Raw genomic sequence first — 21,392 nt, 5'->3', positions numbered from 1 at the left:
TTCCATGGAATAAAATTTACTGAAATCAAATAAAACTTAATCTCACATTCTTATAAAACTCCGCAAAAGTTGGCAGCTTTTGCGGAGTTTTTTATGTTACGTTCTAAAATTGTTGTCAAAGGATTTAAATTTTATCTTTACGGAAGTGTTAATCCTTGGGTTTTACTGGCAAGTGGAAAATTAGAATTTGTAGATGATCCAAAATTAGGAAAAGTTGGTGATAAAGTAAAAGTTGGTACTGAGGAAGCGTTCATTGTTGGAAGTCATAGTTCCAAAAGAGCTAAAAGTGCTAAGGAAGCTTTAGAAAAAGGAGGTGTTAGTAAGTTTGTTGATGAGCTGGTTGAAATTTCTGATGATGTTGATGCATTAAAAACGAAATTTAAGGAATTAGATACAACTTCCAATGCAAAGAATGAGATTTATCAAGGTAGTAAAGATCCTGCTTGGTTTGGTGATCCTAACATTTCTCAGGCAGCAAAAGATGCAGCAAAGAACAGAGCACAGCTTAGAAAAAACCTTAAGACAGCTGCTGGCGATGAAGCTCACCATGCACTTCCAATTTCAGCAATTGGTGAAAGTAAAATTTATCAAGATGCCATAGATGCAGGATTTGAAGTGAATACTAAAGTAAATGGTATCAATCTTAAAAAATTCAGTAAATCATTAGGATTAATTGATGGCGTGCATGCAAGTCACCCTTTTTATAATCGTGTAGTTGATAAAATGCTAGAAAGATTTCGAGTTGAATTTATACATTTACCAAATTACAATAAATCCATGGCAAAAAATTTTACGGAAGAATTATCTGCTAGGATGCTAAAAGAATTAGATGTATTATCTAAACAAAAAGGAATAAAAGTAGATGATTTATTTAGACAAGGCGAAGGAATGGGTAATTTAGTGCCAGATACAGTATATAATGAAATACTAAAAAGTTTTTATAAAAAATATTAGATATGAAAAAAGTCATTTATTATGAAATGGACTTGTCTACGGAAAGTGAAATTGTTGGAACATATCCACAAGTAGATGTACCACAAAAATACTTTAAAGTTCCTAACAATTTTGAGACACTATCTGTGAGATCTTTTCCAGAAACAAATCCCAATTTAGAAAATTTTGTTTTTAAAAGAGCAGCAAAGCTTACAGAAGTATTAAGTTCACATATGTTACATTCTTCCATAGGAGTTTTTGTAGATAAAAAATTTAAGGATTTAATTGAAGATTTTTATGTTAAGAACTTTCAGTTTTATAATTGTTCATTGATTGCAGCCGACAAAAATTTGGCACAGCAATTGGTTAAAAATCATTATTTTTTTCTTCATCTGATATATGCAAATGAAATTCTTGATTTTAGTCAGTCTGTATTTGAAGATTTAAAAACCGATGAAATAGTTAAGATAGATAATGAAGAACAAAGAGCTCCTTTTTTACGCCCAGTAAAATTATTTTTAAAAGAGACTCCTGATTTATTTCGTTCTCCTTTTAATATAGCTCTTTTAGTTTCAGAATCACTTAAAAAAGCTCTTGAAGAAGCTAATATTTCCGGTATATTATTTAAAGAATATAAAAATAATGAATTTTATATCGAAGCATAAAATTAAAAATGAAAATAAAAATAAAAACCGAAACTTTTTAGAGTTTCGGTTTTTTATTTAAGCTTTGACTAAGCTCAAATAAATGTTGTCAAAGGATTTAAATTTTATCTTTACGGAAGTATTAACCCTTGGGTTTTACTGGCGAGTGGTGACATTGAAAAAATAGAAACATCTGATATTATTTCAAAAGTTCAAGTCCGTAAAGAAATAAAGTATCTTAAAAGTGGACAGGAGGTGACTGGAGATTAATCTCAAGAAGTGATAATATTAATTATAAAAGGATTTTTGAGATGTTTACAGGAGAAACTTCGAAAGGTAAGGTAATTCATCACATGATTGAACAACAAAAAACCGGATTTGTGAGTTCTATGACAGAAACATTTATCAATAATGCAAGAAGATTAAAAGGTGTGCCGCAAGGAATTATTAATGATGTTGTCCATTTGTCGAAAATAAGAAATATGTGGGATACAATGTATAGATTATTAGATTTAAATAAAGACATCTTACAAATGACAGATAAACAAATTGTCAATTCATTTATTAATTTTGCCAGTTACACCGATGAATTTTTTGAAGCTTCTTTTAGATATACTGATGAGATGGGAGAAGGATTAACCAAAGAAGGGTTGCAAGAGTTTACAGATCAGTGGTTACATAATAACCCGATGGATTTAGCTGCAGAATCAGCTGTAGAAAATGCCATCAAGTAAATAACGAAATTTAATATATGAAAATAAATTTTTTATTAGCAGTACCTGTAATGGGAGAATTAAGCCCAAATACAGTTAAAACAGAAGTTATTATATGTGAATCTTGCAAGAGAAGAAAAACACAGTACACCGATATTACTTATGTTTTTGACAGATGGAGAGGGGAAGATATTATTAGTGGATCTGCACTGTTTTTCATTTCCCAACGTTTAAAAGAAAAGTTAGATGAGAAAAATATTTCGGGATATAAATTGACTCCAATAAAAACTGCCTTTTCTGAACAAAGAGGAGGTATCCGTAAGTTTGGAAAAGGAGCATACCAAAAAGAATTACCTAATTTTTATTATTTAGAAGTTCTTGGAAAAGCTAAAGGAGATATTGATGAATGGTTCAAAATTATTGATCCTACTGAATGTGAAGTGTGTAAAGCCAATAAAAAAATGTTATCACGAGATGGAATAAGATCTATGGTGAATCCTGAATTAACAGGAGGACAAGATACTGAAGATCCACTTACAAGAAATGTCTATAAAGACAGCTGGCACGATGATGATGTTTTTTTACTTCAAGATGGGTTAAATCAACCAATTGTAACACAGAATTTTATTGATTGTCTTTCAGGATTATATATAAAACTCAATGAAAAAGATGGTGTTTGGTTTCGTCATGTTAATTGGATTGATGAAAACAAAAATATTATCGAATAATTAAATCCTAACTTGATAATCTAAAAGAGGCTGTGCAAAGATTTTGGCAGCCTCTTTTATTTTAGGAAAAACAAATTTTTAATGTATTAGCTTTATTCAAAAGCTTAAAAAATTATTGTCAAAGGATTTAAATTTTATACGGAAACGTTAACCTTTGGGTTTTACTGGCTACAGGTGAAGTGAGACATATAAATGACGAATTAGCACAGGGCAAAAAGATAGGAGAGAAACTTGAAGCAGATGAAATGCAAGCAAGGCTTATTGGTAAAGAAGAATTGAAATTGTATCACCATTAGGAAAAGGTATAGCAGGTTCAGGATTTACCGGAAACAGAAATGTCAGGGATATGGCAGCCCAATCTATTAGCAAGAATAAAAAATATTTAAAATAACAGAAAAATAAGAATAGTTGATTTATGGCATTTTAGAAAATTTTTAATAAAGGATTCATTAAACGAAGAATAACAGTCATCTGAATTTTCACATGGGATTACCAGACTTAATCAATCCTAATAATCGTAAAAAGGCCACCTAAAACCGGGCAGCCTTGTATTCTCTGCGAATTTACAGATCAGCAAAAATGAAAATCAATTATTGGTTTCCTTTGGTTTTTTTAAACCACTCCGCATACGCATCAATGGCCGATTTCAGGAACTTCCTGTTGTCTTCGCTTTTGATGTTTCCGTTATCGTCAAACCATTCGGTCACGTTGGCGATGTAGACTTCCGGCTGCTGCATGGTCGGGAGATTCAGGTATACGAAACACTGTCTCAGGTGATGGTTGGCCCCGAAAGCGGAAAGGTTTCCCGGCGAACTGCTGAAAACGGCTGCCGGTTTGCTATCCCAGACGCTTGCTCCTGCAGGTCTGGATCCGACATCTATGGCATTTTTTAAGACACCCGGGATGGAACGGTTGTATTCCGGGGTGATGAAAATGAAGCCTTCAATATCTTTCAGCTTTGTTCTGAATTCCGTGTACGACTCAGGAACTTCGTTGAAATCGTCGAAATCCTGGTTGTAAATGGGGAGGTTGTCGATGGAGAGGATTTCAAATTCGAATCCTTCCGGTTGTAAATCAACGACGGCCCGGGCCAGTTTTTTCGAGAGTGAAGCCTTACGCAGGCTTCCGGCAATAATTCCGATTCGGTTGCTCATAATGGGTAAGTTTACTTTACGCTTTCAAGAACCAAGCCAGAAAAATTTTACCGTACCAGTTTTATTGCTGTATAATTTTAATCATTATAGGATCAGTTAAACGGCTGATTGTAACGCAGAAAACAAGTTTAAAATTACCAATCATACCTCATCTTCCCAGGCCATATGCACGATTTTCCAGACGCCGTGATCTTTCATCAGCTGAAACATTTTATGGCCGGACGCCTCAAAGTATTTTCCATTCAACAGGCCTTTTTTGCAGTATTTCGAATAGCGCTGGGCAATAGTTCCCACGATTCTGGTTTCTTCTCCGGTTTCCCATTCGCTGAATTCCGTGAGTGTCCCGTCAGTCAGGATTCTTTTCCAGGGATTGATAAACGATTCCAGATCATAAACCTCTGCACCGTCCGCTGATTTTTTAATGATATTTGACGAGGGTGAACAGATTTCATTGATTACTTCAAATTCCGGTTCACGAAAAACATTTGAGAAGATACTGTAGAAATCATGAATGCACTTTCCGATCAGAAGATGATCCTGATCCAGCGAATACTGCAGGAGCATTTTACCGTCCGCTTCGGTTTCACCGTCGCAGCTGAATTTCAGCTTTTCCAAAAGCTTCACGGAACGTACATTCTCCCGGGTGGTAATGGCCAGGATCCTATCCTGCCGCAGAACTTCCGGTGCGGAATACAGCACCGCCCGGGTCGCTTCAAAAGCATAGCCCTGACCCGCACCATCAGGAAGAAAAGCAAAACCGACATCCGGATATTCCAGGTAATCCCTTTTTACCCAGGTGATAATACCCATGGGCTTCTTCCCGCTTCTGAGGGTAACTTTCCGATATTTGATCTGAGGATTTTCATTAATTTTCAGAATATAGGCCTTTGCATCGTCTTCGGTCCGGATGTTCCGGTCCCCGATAAACTGCAGCCAGCCGGGTGCATTCACCAATTCAAAAATAAAGGAATAATCGTTGCCGGTTAATGGGCTTAATTCAAGTCTGTCGCTTGAGATATTCATAGTCATCCTGTTTTTAATGTAATGAAATGATGGATTCGATTTTATACTTAAAGATCAGCAATTGATCATCAATACAATTTTCCGACAAACAGCACCTGTTTCTTCCCTTTCTGGAAAGTTTTAAGTATTTGCGGTCTGCTAAAAGTGATAAAGAAAAATCACATCGCCTGTGTAAGCCGGTTTTAGTTGGTCCCGGATCAAAAGCTTGGCTTCCACGGTGACTTTCACCGTGCCTTTCAGGTTATTCACACATTTTATTTTGGCCTGCAGGCAGACCTGATTATTTACCTTCACCGGAACCCCGAACCTGAAGTTTTCGATCCCGTAATTGATTTCCATTTTTACATTCCGTACCTCGGCAATCTGTTTCCAGAGATAAGGGATTAGAGACAGCGTCAGATAACCGTGTGCTATCGTCGACCGATAGGGTCCTTGCTCTTCTGCCCTTTTCTCATCCACATGAATCCACTGATGGTCAAGGGTAGCATCTGCAAAACGGTTGATCTGCACCTGGTCAATAGTATGCCATGAAGAAGTTCCGGCCACCGTCCCCTCCAGCCGTTTGTAATCTTCGAAATTATTGATAATTACCATTTTATTTTTTAACGAATTTATCATTATTATTAAACATGACCATCATTTTATTGCCGGGATCATAAAAAAACCTCCTGCATAAAGCGGGAGGCCGGTGAACATAACAAAATAATAAGCAATCACTTACTTTTCATTCTTCCTGACAATACAGTTGGTCAACTGAAATTATATGAATTTAGTCTGAATTGAAAGGAACGTTACGTATTTTTACAATAAAAACAGGCTATGCCAGTTTTACATTAACGGCATTTAAGCCTCTTTCGCCTTTTTGTATATCAAACACCACCTGATCGTTTTCCCTGATCGATTGGGTATTCAGTCCTGAAGAATGTACAAAGATGTCTTTGCTTCCGTCTGCCGGAGCAATAAATCCGAAGCCTTTTGCTTCGTTAAAAAATTTTACGGTGCCTTGTTGCATGGTAATGATTATTAAAAAATTAAGTATGATGGTCATCTCTACACTTTAGAGATCACTTATATTATTTTGATTGGTGTATGGTCTTCAGGAAACGTACCGCCGGTCTTCTTCTTCATGATGATCATAAACTGCCGCGTCCTCCAGCGGTTTTCTGAGAACAGCTTCTGCAAATTTCCCGGTCTTATCAGTCATCATTGTTGAAAAAAACAGCGTCTGTCTTTTATTAGGAACCAGTTTCAGGATGTTTTTCACTTCATCTGCACTTCCTGTTTCCAGCATCCGGTCGGCTTTGTCCAGCACCAGGATCTCGATTTTAGAAAGATCAACGGATTGCTGTAAAGCCAGTTCCAGCAGCCTTTCCGGGGTGGCCACGAGGAGGTCTACCCTTTTCCTTAATGCAGACAGCTGTCCGCCGGCTGAAAAGCCGTCGAAAATGGAGAGTTGTGAGAGCGGAAGGTATTTGCTGTAGATCTTCAGTTTGTCTTCTACCTGCATGACTGCTTTCTTATCCGGACAAAGGATTAAAACCCTTATTTTCGAATGTTCCCGGGTATTTTTCTGCAGCAGCTGAAGAATCGGCATCACAAAAGCCGCTGTTTTACCCGATCCCGCCTCAGAACAGGCCATCACATCACGGCCTCCAAGGATATGCGGTACCGTAAAGCACTGTAATCCGTTAGGTCTCGAATAGCCTGCTTCCGTAACGGCACGGATAATGGGATTGATTAAATGTAAGTTTTTAAAACTGATCATGATCGTCCGGTTGCCCGGCATTTGGTAAACAGATCCTTTGGGGAATCTGAATGGTATGGTGATAACCCGGATACTTTATCCGTCACCTTTTTGCTTTGCTTAACTTTTTCAACAGTCTGTTTTGGTTAACAATAAAAACTCCTGAATTGCCTGCAATGAAGTAGCATCTCTCAAACAAAGGGGGAATTTTAAAACGCCTTCATCATTGAGGTCAGATTAATAATCGGGCAGCTGAAAAAGCAAAACTGAATGATCGAAATGTAATTTAAATTAAATCAGTACAGCGAAGGCAGGAACCTGTTTTATGAATACCGTACAAAGGTACACGAAAAAACATGTAAAGAAACACCTTTAATTTACTGATTTTCAAAATTTTATTCGTAGCTTACGCACACAAACCAATCATCCGCAACCGTGGATGATTCTAAATTCCAGTCTTATGCCTACGTATGCTACCGCTCCGCGCACCCGGCTTCAACCGGCAGAAATCCCTTCTTCTCAGCAGATACGGATTGCTTATTTCATCATGGTCCATCATAAACCCAATGTTTTTAAAGCCATGTTTGAAAAGATCTATACCCGTGACCAGTTTTACCTGATCCACATCGACCGGAAAGCCAGGGCAGAATTTACAGAAGAAATCCAGCTGTATCTTCTGCAGTTTCCTAATGCCTATCTCCTGGAGAGCATGAACATCGTCTCCGGGGGATTCAGCGTGATCCAGGCTGAACTGAATGCCATGGAATACCTGTTGAACGTAAGCCAGGATTGGGATTATTTCATTAATCTGAGCGGTGAAGATTACCCGCTACGGTCGCAGAGCATCATCCGGCAGTTTCTGAAGGTCAATAAAGGAAGAAACTATCTTTTTTATTACGACCAGAAATTTTACAGGCCCGATACCATGCAGCGGATCCAGAACCATTTTACCGAACTTACCCATAAAATTTCATCCATGGTTTACAAAAGGGACTTTATGGAAGGCGTTACCCCGTACATCGGAGAGAAATGGTTTATGCTGACTAAAGATACCTGTGTTTTCCTGACAAATAATAAGAGGGTAATGGATTTCGAGGATTATTACCTTCATACCCTTCTGCCTGCAGAATCCTTTTTCCAGACCGTGCTGATGAATACGGAATTCAGGGATATTATTGTGAATGACGATAAAAGAGCAAACATTGAAAAAACCTGTTTCAGGAACAGCAGGCACACCGGCGATTTTATTCAATCCCTTAATGACGGCAATTACCTCTTCATCAGAAAAGTAAACGGTAAGACCGATGAAAGCATCCTGCAGTACATTACCGAACATTATGACCTGCCTCTGCCGGAAATTGATGAGGTGGAAAGGGAACTGAAGAGAAACAACCGGGATAATAACTGATTATTTCCTCATTTTAGAAGCCCGGTTAAATTTAGCTTGAAAATTACCTAGGTGAGAAAGCACATAAAGAGCCTTGGCTTTATGGATAAAAACTTGCAGCCTCCAGTTCCCCGCTCCCCTCCTATTATTTCTTATTTCAGATTTGAGTCAGTAATTTCCCGTACATTTCAATGGTCTGCGCCTGATCATTCGATACATCCTGGATATAGATCTGCGAAAAGCCGCAGCTGATGTCTTCTTTCAGCCATTCCAGATGTGCTTTCGGATCGGAAGAAGCACGGATGATTTTATTGGTCTGTGCTACCGTAATATTTTCTACAGCACTGTCGAAATCTTCAGGCGTTCTTACTTCAGCCTGGAGATTTCCGCCGAGAACGGCATGCCGCCAGTTGTACCAGGCTTCATGCTCTGCCTGCTCCTGATCCGGATGATACGACATAATGGCCTGCAGATGCAGTTCGTTCCGGTCTCCCCCGCCCTGCTCGTAAGCATAAATAAATTCTTTCTGGTCTTCCACCGGTTTGATTACGGTAATAATCCCGTCGGCACATCCGGCCAGCTCGTGTGCCGACTCACTGGACAATGCCGCTACCAGAATTTTAGGCTGAACGGAAGGCAGCGTATACAATTTGGTATTGTACACCTGGAAGTATTTACCTTCAAACGTTACGGTTTCTCCTTTCAGAAGCTTTCTGATGATGGTAATGGCTTCTTTCAGCCTTTTGTTCCTTTCGCTTTTTACCGGCCAGTGATGATTGCTGATGTGCTCGTTCAGCAACTGCCCGCTTCCAAAAGCTGCCCAGAACCGGCCGGAGTACATGGAAGCCAAAGTGGCAATATATTGGGCGATTATAACAGGATTACAGCGGTCTGTGGGTGAGGTTACCACCCCGAACGGCAGCTCAACGGCATTCATTGCGCTTCCGAGCCAGGGCCAGGAAGCGATAGAGGCACCCTGCCTTTCGCTCCAGGGATAAAAATGGTCCGAACAGGTAATTCCTTTAAATCCATGGGCCAGAGCCGTTTTTGCATTGCTGAGGTGTTCCTGCGCTGTAAATCTTTCCAGAGAACAGTGATATCCGATTAATGGTTTCATATATGTTTTACTTGTGATTATTTTTGGATCCAGACTTGTGTACTCAGAGGCGATAGCAAGTATAATATTTATTCATATTATCAGTTACTTTAAGCGATTGCTGATCTGTTCACACAGCTCCGGAATCCGTGTCTGATCAAACTTAAAAATTAACCGGGAAAGATCTTATGACACCGGTCAATGTCCGGAAAATTTTTTATGCTTATTTTTTATAATGTGTTACGTCTGATCAGCCGGATGAAATTTATTTTTCGCATTAAAAAACTTCTGAAAAATCAATCTGTATCATCTGAAAAAATAAAACCAGCAAGCTGATTTCTGATTAAGCGTATGTTCAGGTTTAGCGAAGAAAATGTATTGCCTCTGCTTCCCTACGATGTCTGCCAGGAAAATAAAAACTGTACATTAAAGAAAATCTGCGTGAGTATTTCTTTCATCCGAAATCATGAGCAGTTGTTCTTAAACAGATACCACAAATACAGGTTATAATAACCTAATTATACCTTATGGCTTATGACGGCAGTCATGATCCCCCTGTTTTTTTTAGTACTAGCTTTATAAGTGTTAATCTAAATACCTTATGCAAAATATTTTATGTTTCAGCCATTTACGTTGGAATTTTGTATTTCAGCGCCCTCAGCATCTGCTGACCCGGTTTGCCAAAAACTACAACGTCTTTTACTTTGAAGAACCCCATACCGGACCCGATTCCTATGAGATCATCCGTCAGGACGGCATTTCCATTGTGGTAATCCACATCGAAAACCACCATGATGATTATAAAGGGCGAATGACACGGATCATCGACCGGTTTCTTAAAGAGCAGCAGATCCAGGATTACCTGTGTTGGTACTATACCCCAATGGCTTTGGAATATACTGCGCACCTTAAGCCTAAAGTAACCATTTATGATTCCATGGATGAGCTGTCGGCGTTCCGTTTTGCGCCTCCGCAGCTGCTTGCACTGGAAGAAGCGCTTTTCAAAAAAGCCGATGTAGTCTTTACGGGTGGCCATACGCTTTATCAGGCTAAAAAAGAGCGGCACCACAACATCCATCCTTTTCCGAGCAGCATCGATAAAGATCACTTCCACAAAGCACGCAGAAAGACGGCCGACAGTGAGGACCAAAGTCATATTCCCCATCCGAGATTCGGTTTCTTCGGGGTAATTGATGAGAGGTTTGATATTGAACTGCTGAGAGAAGTTTCCGCGCGAAAACCCGAATGGCATTTCGTCATCATCGGGCCGGTGGTAAAAATAGATCCTGCAGACCTCCCCAAAGCCGGTAATATCCATTATTTGGGTCCTAAAAAATATGACGAGCTTCCTCAATACATCAGCCATTGGGATATTGCCCTGGTTTTATTTGCCATCAACGAATCTACGGAATTCATCAGCCCTACCAAAACACCGGAATATCTTTCGGCAGGGCTTCCGGTCATTTCAACTCCGATTAAAGATGTAGTAAGGCCTTACGGTGAAGAAAATCTGGTATACATTGCAGACAATGCTGATACCTTTATTGCTTTCGGAGAAGAAGAGCTTCAGAAAGATTCACGTAAAGAATGGCTGATGAAGGTGGATGAATTCCTGGCAGACGATTCCTGGGACAACACTTTTACAAAAATGAGCCTTCTTATAGAAACCGTTAAAACAACCAATGGAATTTATGTATGATTATCTGATTACCGGCTGCGGATTTGCAGGATCCGTACTTGCCGAACGACTGGCCAGCCAGGGGAAAAAAGTACTGATCGTTGACAAACGCGATCATATCGGCGGCAATGCTTATGATTATTATAATGAAGACGGAATATTGATCCATCAGTACGGCCCGCATATTTTCCATACCAATTCCGACGAAGTCTTCCGGTACCTCTCAAAATTTACCGACTGGAGACCGTATGAACACCGCGTGTTGGGAAGTGTGGACGGACAGCTGGTACCGATTCCCATTAACCTGACAACCATCAATAAACTGTACGGGAAGAACCTTACTTCTGATGAAGTCGTAGATTTCCTCGCGTCAAAAGCGGAATCCCGGAAACCGGTTCTTACTTCTGAAGATGTAGTCATCAATGCCGTCGGAAAAGAACTGTATGAAAAATTTTTCCGGGGCTACACCCGGAAACAGTGGGACCTGGATCCTTCGGAACTCGATGCCTCGGTAACAGCAAGGGTACCGACGCGTACCAACAGCGACGACCGGTATTTTACCGATACATTCCAGGCTATGCCTAAAAACGGATATACCGAAATGTTTAAAAAAATGCTTTCCCATCCGAACATCCATATTATGCTGAATACCAATTTCAGGGATATAGTGGACCTGATTCCGCATAGAAAGCTGATCTATACCGGACCGATCGACGGGTATTTCGATTTCCGGTTCGGGAAACTGCCTTACCGATCCATCGATTTCCGGTTTGAAACATTGGATCAGGATCAATATCAGGATACCGGCACGGTAAATTATCCGACCTCCAACCTGTATACAAGAATTACTGAATTTAAACACCTAACGGGACAGGTTCACCGTAAAACCACCATTGTCTACGAATACCCTACCGGTGAGGGTGATCCTTACTACCCGATCCCGAGAAAAGAAAACCAGGAAATCTACAACCGGTACAAAAAACTGGCGGAAGAGACGCCGGATGTTTATTTCACCGGACGCCTGGGAACTTACAAGTATTACAATATGGACCAGGTGGTAGCCCAGTCGTTGGCGTTATTCCGTAAAATTGTAAAAGAAACTGAGCATGAAGTACAGGTCCAGTCCGTTTGATCCCGAAAACCCGTTCCGCAGTTTCCTGATGGCGGGTTTTGAATGTGCAGACCACCAGAATGCCTTCGGGGAAAGAGTTGACCTTATTGAACTGACAGGACATGATCGTCTGATCAACGAGGATTATCAGAACCTCCGCGAGATAGACATTGCTACCGTAAGGGAAGGCATCCGCTGGAGCTTTGTGGAAAAAAAGCCTTTCGAATACGACTGGAGCCAGGTGGAGGAAATTATTTCCCATGCACAGGCACACGGGATCCAGGTAGTCTGGGACATCTGCCATTTCGGGTTTCCGGATGACCTAACTCCGCTGCACCCTATGTTTGCCCGGCGTTTTGCCCATCTGTGCCGTGCTTTTGTAAATAAATACCGAAGCATGGTTCCGGACGGGGAACTTATCGTTACCCCGATTAATGAAGTGAGCTTCCTGTCCTGGCTGGGCGGCGAGGTGAAAGGAACCAGTCCGTATACCCAAAGGCAGGGCTGGGAAGTAAAATATATGCTGATGAAAGCCTATATTGAAGGCATTGAAATGATGAAAGAAGCAGATCCGTCGGTACAGATTATGCCTACCGAACCATTGATCCATATTTCGGCAGCAGACCTCTCCGATCCGGTATTGGTGCTGGAGGCCCATGAAAAACATCAGGAACAGTTTCAGGTACTCGATATGCTGACCGGAAAAATATGTCCTGAGCTGAGGGGAAAACCCGAATACCTGGATATCATCGGCCTGAATTTTTATTTCAACAACCAATGGACGGTCCATGATCACCAGTTTATTCCATGGGATGCGGATCCGCCGAATGCCCTGTGGAAAAGCCTCAGCACGTTGGTCAGCGAGGTCTACCTCCGATACGGAAGGCCCCTTGTGATTTCCGAAACCAGTATTCACGGGGACCATCGGTATGCCTGGCTGAAAATGATTGGCCAGGAATGTGTTTCTATGATCAGAAATGGAATCCCATTATACGGATGCTGCATCTACCCGATTCTCGACCGCCCCGATTGGGATTTTCCCGATCACTGGCATCACAGCGGGTTATGGGATATATCGGATCCGGAAAACCTTCAGCGGAAAATTCATTATGAAAGCATGATGGCACTGAACGAATTTCAGGAGGAACTTTCGGATGTATTATCGCCTGATAAAATTCCTGTAGTTACCGACATCCTGATATAAACCACTCCGGTTTTCACCGGACTCATCTTTAATACAAAACTCCGGAGCTTCTGCTCCGGAGTTTACCTTTATCATAACTTCAAATGAAGTATTTATTGTTGCTTCAAACGCAATACAGCTATTCACCCACATGGCTTGCTTCCGCAGTTTCAAGATAGGTACGGATGCTTTCTTCAGGAAAAAGTTCCAGTACTTTATTTATGTCGATAATTTTATGTTTATTGATGATGCTTTCTATGGATTTTGCCGCGTCGGGCTGACTGATCAGCCGCTCCAGAAGTCCGTAGGTATTTACCATTTTCTTATGCGTGTTCTCCTCATCACCCCCAAACCAGGAACCGTTGAAATGATGGCTTACATAGTTTTTCGGCAGATCCTGCGAGAAATAAACCGATGGATACAGCGTGACGTCATGTTTAAGCTTCTGGATCGTATCGCTGTAACGGTCTGCCCCGTACTCTTTTTCCAGCATTTCCGAAAAGATATCGGTATTGATCCGTTCTTCGAAACCGTCCTGGGCGTCATAATATGCTACAAAATCCGCTGCAAGTTTATGCTCTGGTTCAGCCATCCAGAATGCAGAATACGGAACGCCTTTTACTTCAAAACCACAGACAGCTTTTTCATTTAAGAATTCATCCAGTGGCATCTTCAGCTCCATATCGGTATCCATATAGATACCTCCGTGTTCGTACATCACTTTGGATCGTACATAATCAGATACAAAAGCCCATTTTTTCTGGGCAAATGCTTCTTTTACATAATTGTTGTCTTCAAGAGGCGCGTTGCTTTCGTTCCATTCTACCAGTTCGTAATCGGGATGGATTTTTTTCCAGGATGCGATGCAGTGTTCGGCCAGCTCGTGTTTTGCCTGGCCTCCGAACCAGCAGTAATGTATTTTCTTAGGAATCATATATTATTTTTTTAAGTGATTTTGGTATTGCCGGCTTTTGCCGTTTTTTAAAGGTTACAAAAATTAAACCTTAGTGTATAAAGGAAGAATATTTAGATACCATATCTTTCTTTTTGCTTACAAAATTTGCTTTAAAAAATTCGCTGAAACCAATTTTGCGGTTAGTATTTTTAGAGAACTCTGTCAAACTTTTCAATAAACCTAAAGGTAAAAAAGACTTTACCTATAGCTTTACAGGAAAATTTACCGTAAACGAATCATCCGTGTAAATCCGTGCAGTCCGCAGGTGATTTCTTCGTCATTTATTAGAAATCTAAAACTGAATCTTTTCTCTAATACTATGTTGAGATCCACTGCAGGGATGACAAAACGAAGTGCTGAACTTATGCTCATCCCGGTGGTTGAGGTCCTCAAGGCCCCGCATCCCTACGTATCTGATTTATATTAAATAAAACCGATTTTCCCATTATGGTACGTTTATTTCTTTCACGTCTGATAGTATACAAGCTTCTTTTATCATCAAAATACAACTATGGAACAGCACACCGATTCCCGGTACCAGCCGGAACAATATGTAGAAATTACCCTTCCGGAATGGGCGAAAAATGCAACCGTCTATGAACTTAATATCCGCCAGTTCTCAGAGGAAGGTACCTTCAGGGCCGTTGAAAGACAGCTTCCGAGACTTAAAGAAATGGGAATCGATATCATCTGGCTGATGCCGGTGCATCCCATAGGGAAGCTTCACCGGAAAGGAACCTTGGGAAGTTATTATTCCGTAAAGGATTATTTCGGGATCAATCCGGAATTTGGGACGGAAGAAGATTTCCGGTGCCTGGTAAAAGCCATCCATGAAGCAGGAATGTATGTGATTATCGACTGGGTTGCCAACCACACCAGCTGGGACAATGCTATGGTTTCCGATCATCCCGAATGGTACCGTAAATCACGGAAAGATACCTTCCAGTCTACCCGATGGAGGGATTATGATGATATTATCGAACTGGATTACAGCCATCCCGGACTGCGCCAGTACATGACGGAAGCCCTGAAATTCTGGATTAAGGAATATGACCTTGACGGATACCGGTGTGATATTGCAAGTTTTGTCCCGATCGATTTCTGGGAAAATGCAAGGGAGGAGCTTGAAGCCATCAAGCCTGTTTTTATGCTGGCTGAAGCAGAGGACCGTGAACTCCACCGTAAAGCCTTCGATGCCACCTATAACTGGACTTTATGGAATATCCTTCACCAGCTGGCCCTGAATGAAAGGAGTGTAAAAATCCTTACCGAAGCTTATATTGCAGAGCATGTTTCCATTTTCCCGAAAGCAGGGATCCGGTTGAACTTTATCGACAACCATGATAAAAATTCATGGGAAGGCGACCAGTACAGCAATTTCGGTAAAGCTTTAAATACAGCAACCGTTTTCACGGTGATGATGGATGGAATGCCTTTGGTCTACAGCGGCCAGGAATCAGGACTGGACCGTTCGCTGGAATTTTTTGAAAAAGATCCTATCGACTGGAAATCTTATCAGAATCAGCCGCTTTATACCACCCTTTTTAATTTAAAGCATAAAAATAAAGCGTTGTGGAATGGTAAATACGGCGGCGAAATGGTAAGGATCGTTAATGATAAAATGGATGCGGTAATCTCTTTTGTCCGCGAAAAAGAAGGCGATAAGGTGCTTACTTTTATAAATCTCAGCAATAAGCCTGTAACCGTACAATTCGATACTTCTTTCGATACGGGAATGTATACCAACCTTTTTACTAAAAAGGAGCAGAAAGTTCCGGATACAGTAATTATGACGATGGAACCGTGGGAATATATGATCCTGCATCGCGAAGAACAGATCTAAAACTGCTGTATCATCTGAAGGAAACTTTTATTAAACAGATCCGAATAGTAATCCCTCATCAAACATTTATGAATACCCTGACCCAGAATATTTTAAAAGGAATTGCCGTAGGCCTCGTTGCTTCATTCATCAAATCGCTTGCGGAACCGCCGCTGCAGAAGCTGGGTGAAAAGATGTTCCCGCCGGAACCTTATGAACTGAAACTTCGCGGTGCCGACGTTACCGGTCATCCACAGAACATGCCTCCGGCGGTTCTGGCGAAAGAAGTATATCACAATACCACCCATAGGGTACTTTCTGAAGAGGATACCTTAACGGCTATGAAAGTCATCCACTATGCATTGGGTACGGTCATTGGTGTCAGTTATGTACTGCTTGTCAGCAGAAACAGGCGCTTCAGAATGGGCGAAGGCCTTGCAGCAGGAGCTGCAGTCTGGGCATTTACCCACGGTTCCACCGTTCCGATGCTGGGCTTACAGGCAAAAGTAAATGAAATGCCGGCCTCATGGTGGGTCTGGGAATTCGGTTCACATGTTGTTTTCGGGGTAGGAATGGAACAGAGCCGAAAGGTGCTGAATGCGCTTTTTTAGCAGGCTGTCTGGAGTTAATTCAAGAAGCTGAAGCTAACAGAATAAGTGGAATCCGTACATATATGAACACGGATTCAGTATATGATTCTATAAATTATTTTTTGGCAGCCTGAAACAACTGTTCTGGCCCTTAAAATTCCCGGATCCTATTTCATCAGACAAAAGCAATTCATCATTAGGGTTATAACAAGAGTGGAACAATCCCTTACCGGTCTAAATTAATTTCATTTTACCGCTGTAAAGTGTTTGAAATTTAATACTTTTGAACAGAAATCCATAAATATGAAAAATTACTTTTCCAAGCCCTCCCTGATCCCTGAAAATGAGCAGGAAAGGATCGAAAAACTGAATCAGTACTGCATCGTCGATACGTCTACGGACCGGACGTTTGACAATATTGCTTCCATTGCTGCAGAACTTTTTGATGCACCGGGGGCTTTTGTGAATTTTGTGGATTCCGATAAAGTTTTCTTCAAATCCAATCTTAGCAACTTTCCTACCAACCATGTACTGCGTGAAGATAGCCTCTGCTCCCTGGCTATCCATGAGGATAAATTATCCGTCATCAATGATACCCACCTGTATGATGATCTCAGACAAAATCCCTACATTGCCTGTGAAGGAGGCATACGATTCTATGCAGGAGCCCCGATAAAAACCGAAGACGGCTATATTATCGGAACGGTATGCGTTATCGACAGCAAGCCAAGGGAAAGCATTTCAGAACTGCAGGTTTCCATTCTTAAAAAACTTGCGGAAGTGGTGCTGGATAAGCTGGAATCCATAAAAGCCAAACGCAGGATTGCAAAAATAGCAGACGACCGCCTGCACCACATGGTCCATAATATTCTAAATCCCCTTACTTCCATCCTGATTTCCGCCCAGCATCTCCAGAGAAAAGCTACGGAAGGCGACCTTGTCTACCGGCTGGCCCATACCATTGTGGAGAATACAAGATCCACGGAACAGCACCTGAGCAAAATGCTGCATAAAGCGGCCGCGGAAGAAAAATATATTGAGCTGGAAATTACTTCCATCAACCCAAAAGAGATTATAGAAGAAGTATGCATGAATCTCGGACAGATCCTTAACAATAAGCAACAACGCATCACCGTCAACATTTCAACAGATAAGAGCATCAAAGCTGACCGGCACCGCCTTATTGATATCCTGACCAATTATCTGAGCAATGCATCGAAATACTCCCCTGCTGAATCGGAGATCTGTGTTGAATGCAGGGAACATGAAGATTCGATGATTTTCAGTGTGAGTGATACAGGACAGGGAATTCTCCGTTCCGAGATCGATTTCCTGTTTACGAAATTTTCAAATCTTTCATCTGTTCCTACGGCCAATGAACGCTCGCACGGATTCGGACTGTATTCGGTAAAAATCCTGGCAGAGATGCACAGCGGCAGGGTCTGGGCTGAAAGTGAAGGCCGGGGAAAGGGAAGCACCTTTTTCCTGCAGCTGCCGAAGTAGAAGTTAGGTTAATAGTCTGGAAGAAGCACGCTGGAGGCCGGAAGTTTTTCCGGTTAACAGTACTACAAAGGTTTGGACATCAACGGTCACTGATTACAACTAATTTATGAAAGATCAACCTTAGTCTTCAATCAGCAGCTTCCCGATATGGTTTTTTCATATCTATCCGAAGTGACGAAGCGGTTTAATAGGAGCCAGGAATACATGAAGAGTTTTTTTTGATTCACCTCGGTTCAGTCCTGCGTCCGTTCAAGAGTTTTTTGCAGCGCAGCGGGAGAAATGTATCGGGAACCTGTAAAGGAACCTTCGTGGACCAATCTCAAATTTTCCTTACATTTTTTACCTGGACCATGCGCTGTATCACTTATTAGCCTAATAACTCCTTTTCCCTTAATCCGATGTATGCTCCGAATTAATTTAATGCTGCTTCCTCCTGATCAGGCAGCGTAAACCAGAATGTACTCCCTGCTCCTTCCACGCTTTCAGCACCGATTTTTCCGCCGTGGCGTTCGATAATATCCGCACTGATATACAAGCCTAATCCGAGTCCGGAAACCTGTATCCCCCGCGGGTCTACTCTGTAATAACGTTCAAACAGGTGCGGTAATTTATCTGCCGGAATGCCCGGGCCGGTATCCCTGATCGAAACCCTTACTGCATCACCGGTACGTTCGATCTTCAGGAATATCTGTCTGCTCTGGGGTGCATATTTAATAGCATTGTTAATGAAATTCGTAACCACCTGCTGGATCCGGTTTTCATCTGCTGTGATGTGCAGATTCGTTTCCCCTTCCACCACCAGTTCATGGGTTCCAAGCTGCAGGACATGGGAGCAGCATTCGTCTACCATATCTGCCAGGCTGAACTTCTTTTTATTTAAAATCACTTTGCCTTCGTTGATACGGGTCACGTTCAGCAGCTCTTCCACGAGTTCGGAAATCTTATCCATACTTTTGTTGGACTGTTCAATCAACCGGGGCATTAAAGCAGTAGGGTTTGCCTTCATCCGGTCTAGAAGCTGCAGGGAGGCCTTCAGGCCGGTAAGCGGTGTTTTCAGCTCATGACTCGCAATTGAAATAAAGTCGTCCTTCTGCTGCTGGATCTGTTTTAAAGCGGTAATATCCATCACGGTACCCAACAGTTTCTTTACTTTTCCTTCGCTATCGTAATGTACATTTCCCTGCAGACGGATCCATTTCACAGCGTCGTCCGCGGTCAGAACACGGGCTTCATAAAAAAGCTTTCCGGTTTTTCGGGCAATGGCATGGGCCTGTTCGCTGAGATGAGTATCCAAAGGATGAAAGGTGGCAAGCACCTGTGCTCTAGAAACGGGGCTGGTAACCCCGAAAATTTCATTAAACCGTTTTGAGCCTATCACAAACTGGCTTTCGTAGCTCAGTTCATAGGTCCCGATCTCTGCCGCCTCAATCGCCAGGCGGTTCCTTTCCTCTATATCTTCAATCTGCTTTCTCGATGTCACTTTATCAGTCACATCATTTCCAACAACCATGATGGATGTTACTTTACCTTTCAGATCGGTAACCGGCTCGTAAACAAAATCGATAAACATGGTTTCATCTACACCGTTGCGGTTTAAGATAAGTTCGTGCTCCCTTCCGTGAAAGGCCGTTCCGGTAGTGATAACCTGCTGCATCACCGGCGCATATACTGCAGCGGCTTCAGCCACACCGTCCCAGATCAGACGTTTTTCCAGCTGTTCCCGGGATTTTCCTACCAGTTCCAGATAGCCGTCATTAACGTCGGTAACAATCAGATCTTCAGCCCGGATTACGCAAATGGCTACCGGTGCCTGTCTGATAAGGTTTCGGAAACGCGCTTCACTGAGCAGCAATTCATCATTGGATTCCGCAAGCTCTTCATTGATTGTTGCCAGTTCCTCATTGAGAGCAGCCAATTCTTCATTGGAGGCAGCTAATTCTTCATTCATTTTTTTCAGCTGCTGTTCAATAAGTTTTTGCTGCGTAATGTCTACGCACGAGCTGATATATCCGGCAAAGCTTCCGTCGGCAAAAAATCTCGGAGTTCCTTTCTTCAGCAGCCAGTGGTAGGAGCCGTCAGATCCAAGCAGCCGCATCTCGGCACTGTAGGAAACTCTTTCGGCGAATGCCTGCTGATGAATTTCGATAAATTGCTGCCGGTCGTCGGGATGAATCAGATCATACCATCCTGTACTGATCAGCTGAGCTGCCGTCCGTCCGCTGAGCTGCGACCAGGCTTTGTTAAAATAAATCAGCTGTCCGGTTTCATCGCGTACGGCGATCTGTACATCGGTGTTATCTGCCATAGACCTGAAACGCTCTTCGCTTTCAATCAATGCCTTTACCCGGTCTTCCACCATATATTCCAGCTCTACATTCATCCGGGAAAGCTCTTCCCGGCTTGCATGGAGCTCCTCATTGGTTGCACTTAATTCTTCATTCATCACGGCAAGCTGCTCGTTCAGGGATTGCTCGCGGATAAGCATCTGTTTGTTCCGGCCGGCCTCCTCCAGCTCGCGTCTGTTCAGGTAACGCTCTGTTACATCGGTAGCGGTATGCAGTATGGCGATGACACAACCGCTTCCATCTTTTACGGCACGGTATTCAAAATCAAAGTAATAGGTATCCAGTACTCCGTCTACTAAGATTTTTGCGGGGGTATCTTTTCCCGAAACGGTAATGCCTTCCCGCCATACTTTTGCAAACAATTCACCGAAAGGCTGACCGGACAGTTCCGGCATCGCCTCTTCCAAGCCTTTTCCGATGACTTCCGGTCCGCGGCCCCAGATGGTCAGCATCGCCTGGTTGGCAAATTCTATCCGGGCATCTTCCCCAACATGCACGGCAGTGGCCGTGCTGATAAAAGAAAATACATCGATTAACTGTTCAAAATTCAAGGGTGGTACCGGATCCTTCATTGTCGCTCAAAATTTCAGTTCACGAAAATACAAAAATAGAAATACGTTCAAGCCCCTGCCCTGCTAAAAAGCATACCATAAAACTGCATTTATAAACCAAAACATATTTGCAGCATAGAATCATGCCGCCGGAGCCCGAAATTATTTTTGATTTTCACAGCGGAGAAATATTCATCCCACCCTTCGGCTTAAAACGAAATAAGCTTCTGTA

Annotated in this window: 19 protein-coding genes; 11 read left to right on the top strand and 8 right to left on the bottom strand. The window is 42.0% G+C overall.

The genetic code is table 11. From position 1 onward, the window contains the following. Window positions 1-69: 69 nt before the first annotated feature. From FY557_RS05410 to FY557_RS05395, 4 genes are all read left to right on the top strand, one after another. A complete protein-coding gene (locus FY557_RS05410) occupies window positions 70-954 on the top strand; it encodes a hypothetical protein (protein ID WP_149246270.1) in 885 nt (294 codons plus the stop codon). Window positions 955-956: 2 nt separating this feature from the next. Beyond that, window positions 957-1,598, top strand: coding sequence for an imm11 family protein (locus FY557_RS05405; RefSeq protein ID WP_149246269.1), 642 nt, complete (start codon window positions 957-959; stop codon window positions 1,596-1,598). 290 nt (window positions 1,599-1,888) lie between these two features. Beyond that, the gene (locus FY557_RS05400; protein ID WP_149246268.1) at window positions 1,889-2,311 is read left to right on the top strand and encodes a hypothetical protein; all 423 of its coding nucleotides are present in this window, start codon (window positions 1,889-1,891) and stop codon (window positions 2,309-2,311) included. A gap of 17 nt (window positions 2,312-2,328) precedes the next feature. After that, on the top strand, window positions 2,329-3,018 hold the full coding sequence (locus FY557_RS05395) for a hypothetical protein (protein ID WP_149246267.1): 690 nt from the start codon (window positions 2,329-2,331) through the stop codon (window positions 3,016-3,018). A 590-nt stretch (window positions 3,019-3,608) separates the two neighbouring features. Here the strand turns inward: FY557_RS05395 and FY557_RS05390 are convergent. From FY557_RS05390 to FY557_RS05370, 5 genes are all read right to left on the bottom strand, one after another. Beyond that, window positions 3,609-4,172 carry an NADPH-dependent FMN reductase gene (locus tag FY557_RS05390; protein ID WP_149246266.1) on the bottom strand — a complete coding sequence of 188 codons (564 nt, stop codon included), beginning with the start codon at window positions 4,170-4,172 and terminating at the stop codon, window positions 3,609-3,611. A gap of 141 nt (window positions 4,173-4,313) precedes the next feature. Then, window positions 4,314-5,195 carry a GNAT family N-acetyltransferase gene (locus tag FY557_RS05385; protein WP_185151659.1) on the bottom strand — a complete coding sequence of 294 codons (882 nt, stop codon included), beginning with the start codon at window positions 5,193-5,195 and terminating at the stop codon, window positions 4,314-4,316. Between the two features lie 138 nt (window positions 5,196-5,333). Continuing rightward, complete coding sequence (locus tag FY557_RS05380) at window positions 5,334-5,813, bottom strand: MaoC family dehydratase (RefSeq protein ID WP_228451714.1); 480 nt, start codon at window positions 5,811-5,813, stop codon at window positions 5,334-5,336. A 199-nt stretch (window positions 5,814-6,012) separates the two neighbouring features. Further along, on the bottom strand, window positions 6,013-6,207 hold the full coding sequence (locus FY557_RS05375; RefSeq protein ID WP_149246264.1) for a cold-shock protein: 195 nt from the start codon (window positions 6,205-6,207) through the stop codon (window positions 6,013-6,015). A gap of 84 nt (window positions 6,208-6,291) precedes the next feature. After that, window positions 6,292-6,960: a DEAD/DEAH box helicase gene (locus FY557_RS05370; RefSeq protein ID WP_149246263.1), complete on the bottom strand. Its 669-nt coding sequence runs from the start codon at window positions 6,958-6,960 to the stop codon at window positions 6,292-6,294. Between the two features lie 439 nt (window positions 6,961-7,399). On the opposite strand from FY557_RS05370, the gene FY557_RS05365 reads away from it, so the two are divergent. Then, window positions 7,400-8,347, top strand: a complete 948-nt coding sequence (locus FY557_RS05365; RefSeq protein WP_149246262.1) for a beta-1,6-N-acetylglucosaminyltransferase — start codon at window positions 7,400-7,402, stop codon at window positions 8,345-8,347. Between the two features lie 136 nt (window positions 8,348-8,483). Here the strand turns inward: FY557_RS05365 and FY557_RS05360 are convergent, their stop codons facing one another. Next, a complete protein-coding gene (locus FY557_RS05360; RefSeq protein ID WP_149246261.1) occupies window positions 8,484-9,443 on the bottom strand; it encodes a TIGR03557 family F420-dependent LLM class oxidoreductase in 960 nt (319 codons plus the stop codon). 580 nt (window positions 9,444-10,023) lie between these two features. Between FY557_RS05360 and FY557_RS05355 the strand changes: the two genes are divergently transcribed. The 3 genes from FY557_RS05355 to FY557_RS05345 are packed head-to-tail and all read left to right on the top strand — an operon-like array spanning window position 10,024 to window position 13,415. After that, window positions 10,024-11,121: a glycosyltransferase family 1 protein gene (locus FY557_RS05355; RefSeq protein ID WP_149246260.1), complete on the top strand. Its 1,098-nt coding sequence runs from the start codon at window positions 10,024-10,026 to the stop codon at window positions 11,119-11,121. After that, the gene (glf, locus tag FY557_RS05350) at window positions 11,105-12,232 is read left to right on the top strand and encodes a UDP-galactopyranose mutase (RefSeq protein WP_228451713.1); all 1,128 of its coding nucleotides are present in this window, start codon (window positions 11,105-11,107) and stop codon (window positions 12,230-12,232) included. Before FY557_RS05355 ends, glf begins: the two co-directional genes overlap by 17 nt. Next, window positions 12,207-13,415 carry a hypothetical protein gene (locus tag FY557_RS05345; RefSeq protein ID WP_228451712.1) on the top strand — a complete coding sequence of 403 codons (1,209 nt, stop codon included), beginning with the start codon at window positions 12,207-12,209 and terminating at the stop codon, window positions 13,413-13,415. Before glf ends, FY557_RS05345 begins: the two co-directional genes overlap by 26 nt. A 118-nt stretch (window positions 13,416-13,533) precedes the next feature. Here the strand turns inward: FY557_RS05345 and FY557_RS05340 are convergent, their stop codons facing one another. Further along, the gene (locus FY557_RS05340; RefSeq protein ID WP_149246259.1) at window positions 13,534-14,328 is read right to left on the bottom strand and encodes a glycosyltransferase family 32 protein; all 795 of its coding nucleotides are present in this window, start codon (window positions 14,326-14,328) and stop codon (window positions 13,534-13,536) included. A 532-nt stretch (window positions 14,329-14,860) separates the two neighbouring features. On the opposite strand from FY557_RS05340, the gene FY557_RS05335 reads away from it, so the two are divergent. The 3 genes from FY557_RS05335 to FY557_RS05325 all read left to right on the top strand — a co-directional run bounded on the left by FY557_RS05335 (window position 14,861) and on the right by FY557_RS05325 (window position 18,264). Next, window positions 14,861-16,192: an alpha-amylase family glycosyl hydrolase gene (locus tag FY557_RS05335; RefSeq protein ID WP_149246258.1), complete on the top strand. Its 1,332-nt coding sequence runs from the start codon at window positions 14,861-14,863 to the stop codon at window positions 16,190-16,192. Between the two features lie 68 nt (window positions 16,193-16,260). Next, entirely contained in the window at window positions 16,261-16,782 is a 522-nt protein-coding gene (locus FY557_RS05330) for a DUF1440 domain-containing protein (RefSeq protein ID WP_149246257.1), read from the top strand. Between the two features lie 282 nt (window positions 16,783-17,064). Then, window positions 17,065-18,264, top strand: a complete 1,200-nt coding sequence (locus FY557_RS05325; protein WP_149246256.1) for a GAF domain-containing sensor histidine kinase — start codon at window positions 17,065-17,067, stop codon at window positions 18,262-18,264. A gap of 412 nt (window positions 18,265-18,676) precedes the next feature. Here FY557_RS05325 and FY557_RS05320 read toward each other — a convergent pair whose 3' ends face one another. Beyond that, window positions 18,677-21,181 carry a PAS domain S-box protein gene (locus FY557_RS05320; RefSeq protein ID WP_149246255.1) on the bottom strand — a complete coding sequence of 835 codons (2,505 nt, stop codon included), beginning with the start codon at window positions 21,179-21,181 and terminating at the stop codon, window positions 18,677-18,679. Between the last annotated feature and the right edge of the window lie 211 nt (window positions 21,182-21,392).

Source organism: Chryseobacterium sp. SN22, from assembly GCF_008329705.1.
In the GTDB taxonomy this organism is placed as follows: Bacteria; Bacteroidota; Bacteroidia; order Flavobacteriales; family Weeksellaceae; genus Chryseobacterium.
The sequence above is the reverse complement of the archived record's forward strand: the minus strand, read 5'-3'. Positions and strand labels throughout refer to the sequence as shown.